2 pseudogenes are annotated in these 2,562 nt (G+C 40.9%); both read left to right on the plus strand.

The features are described 5' to 3' along the window. Positions 1-1,839 (plus strand): annotated as a pseudogene (locus AC2JBO_RS44475) (TonB-dependent receptor); the annotation flags it as partial. Continuing rightward, positions 1,836-2,562: pseudogene (locus AC2JBO_RS44480) on the plus strand (isopeptide-forming domain-containing fimbrial protein); the annotation flags it as partial. The pseudogenes AC2JBO_RS44475 and AC2JBO_RS44480, both read left to right, overlap by 4 nt.

Consider the following 2,562-nt stretch of genomic DNA (forward strand, 5'->3'; position numbering starts at 1 on the left):
ACTTATTTATATCAAAATCAAGGTGTGCGCGACTTTGAGTTATATGGTGCAGATGCTTTAATATCGCTTAGTTCTAATACTAATGTAATTGCTGAATATGCTAACTCGCGTAACAACTCTGATGTAGTAGGTGAAGTCAGTGGTTCTGCTTACCGTCTGGAAGCTTCGAGTGAAATTATTAGAGGTTTACAAGCGCGCGCATATTATCGTAAAGCTGATACAGGGTTTGCAAACAATGCCACTATCAGCTTTGTACCTGGACAAACTCGTTATGGTGCTTCTTTGGCTGGAATACTTTCACAAACTACTAGATTCCGGTTACAGTACGACCATGAAGACAACGAAGGAACGGCGCCACGTATATTAAATACTTTAGAAGATTTACTTAGACCACGCACTGAAGCATTACCTGGTGCTAGAGTAGATAATTCATTGACTACTGTTTCAGCAGGTATTCAACAACAATTAGGTAAAGCTACAGTTGACGTAGATTTATTACATCGTGACAGAACCGACCGAATTCTTACACAGTCTAGCGGTACATCAGACCAACTTCGTTCGCGTTTAACTTTTCCCATCACTCAAAAACTTACATTTCTGGCACAAAATGAGTTAACCCTTTCGGATAATACTGATGCTGTTTACCCCGACCGCACTGTACTCGGTTTAAATTGGAGTTTATTCCCAGGTATTAATTTAAGATTAGGACAGCAATTCTATAGTCGCGGACAATTTGCTGGAAACTCTATAACTAGTTTAGACTTGGACGGTGAATATAAATTAGGCAGCGATACAAGTTTAACTGGACGTTACGGAATTCTTGGTGGCGCCAATGGAATGACTGTGCAAGGTGCGATAGGTTTAAACCAGCGCTGGCAAATTTCCCCAGGATTAAAGTTAGATTTAGCATACGAACATGTATTTGGAGATTTTCTTGGTATAACAGGCGCCGGAAAACAATTTATTCAACCTTATGCTGCTGGACAAAGCGCTTCATCCCTCGGGTTTCAAGGTGGCGATAGCTACAACGTTGGCATAGAATATAACGATGGCAAGAACTTCCAAGCTAGTGCTAGGTATCAACACCGAAGTGCATCTGGTGGAAATAATACCGTAATTTCCGCAGGTGCTACAGGTAAAATATCTCCAGCTTTAACTGCTTTAGTACGCTACCAGCAAGCAGGTTCATCCAACCTGAAACTATCTGGTATTGCTGACACTGCTAACTTAAAAATTGGTCTTGCCTACCGTGACCCCAATAACGATAAATTAAACGCTTTGCTACGTTATGAGTACCGACAAAATCCTTCTACTATTCCTGACACTATTTTGTTGGGGAGTGGGACGGGTGCGACAGACCATACCTTTGCAGCAGAGGCAATATACGCGCCAAACTGGCAATGGGAATTCTACGGAAAGTATGCACTGCGTAACAGTACTTCGTATTTAGCTAATGATTTGGTTGGTACTAGCACAGTAAATCTTGCTCAACTGCGCGCGACTTATAGATTAGGTTACAGCACTGACTTAGTTGGTGAAGCGCGTTGGATAAATCAAGGTAACTATTTGGAAACAGGATTTGTTGCGGAATTAGGCTATTACCTAAGTCCCAATTTAAGACTTGCAGGTGGTTATGTATTTGGTCGAGTCGATGACCGTGACTTTTCGGGGACTCGTTCAGCAGGTGGACCATATGTTGGTTTAACGCTGAAGTTGAACGAATTATTTGATGGGTTTGGAATACAAAAACCAGTTCCCAAACTACCGCAAGAATCTAAACAAAAAGATACTGCATCTGTTCCCACTAATGTTTCAGTTATTGGAGGTGCTAAACCATGAAATATTCAGTTTTGCTTAGAAGAATTAGTCATTTCTTTGCTACAACAATTTTGTTAACACAACCATGTTGGATACTATCTCAGCCAGCAAAAGCTGATAAGGTTGATAATCAAAATCAAGCGATTTGTGGCGTTCCTGGTAAAGATGGAGACTACATTGCAGGAACAGTACAAGTAAATACTTATTTTGCAGGTGCGGGCAGTGGTGCTAATGCTGGGACTAATAGTATTGTAGTTGGAAATGGAGTAGGAGCTTCAAATAGTATTCAACCAGGAGATTTGTTATTAGTTATCCAAATGCAAGGCGCCGAAATTGATAGTAGTAATACAGCTTCATACGGTGATGGCAACTCTACTAATCCTCAAGCTGGACAAACTAATTATGCGACAAATGGAACAGTTAACGGGAGCAAATCTTCTAACTTTATTGCTGGTAACTTTGAGTATGTTGTTGCAACGAACAGTGTTTCTAGTAGTGGCGGCACAATCAATCTTAGCTCCCCTTTAAAATATAGTTATGCCAACTCCGATAATTCAGGAGCAAGTGATCAAGGACAGAAACGTTTTCAAGTTATTCGAGTACCGCAATATAACAATTTAACTCTCAGTGGTACTATTGAGGCGCCTAACTGGAATGGTTCAACTGGTGGTGTAGTAGCAGTTGATGTAGCGGGTGAGTTTAAATTTGTTAGCGGAACAATAGATGTTGCCGGTCGAGGTTTCC

It is taken from the genome of Calothrix sp. CBUCES-K 9914 (assembly GCF_059640475.1).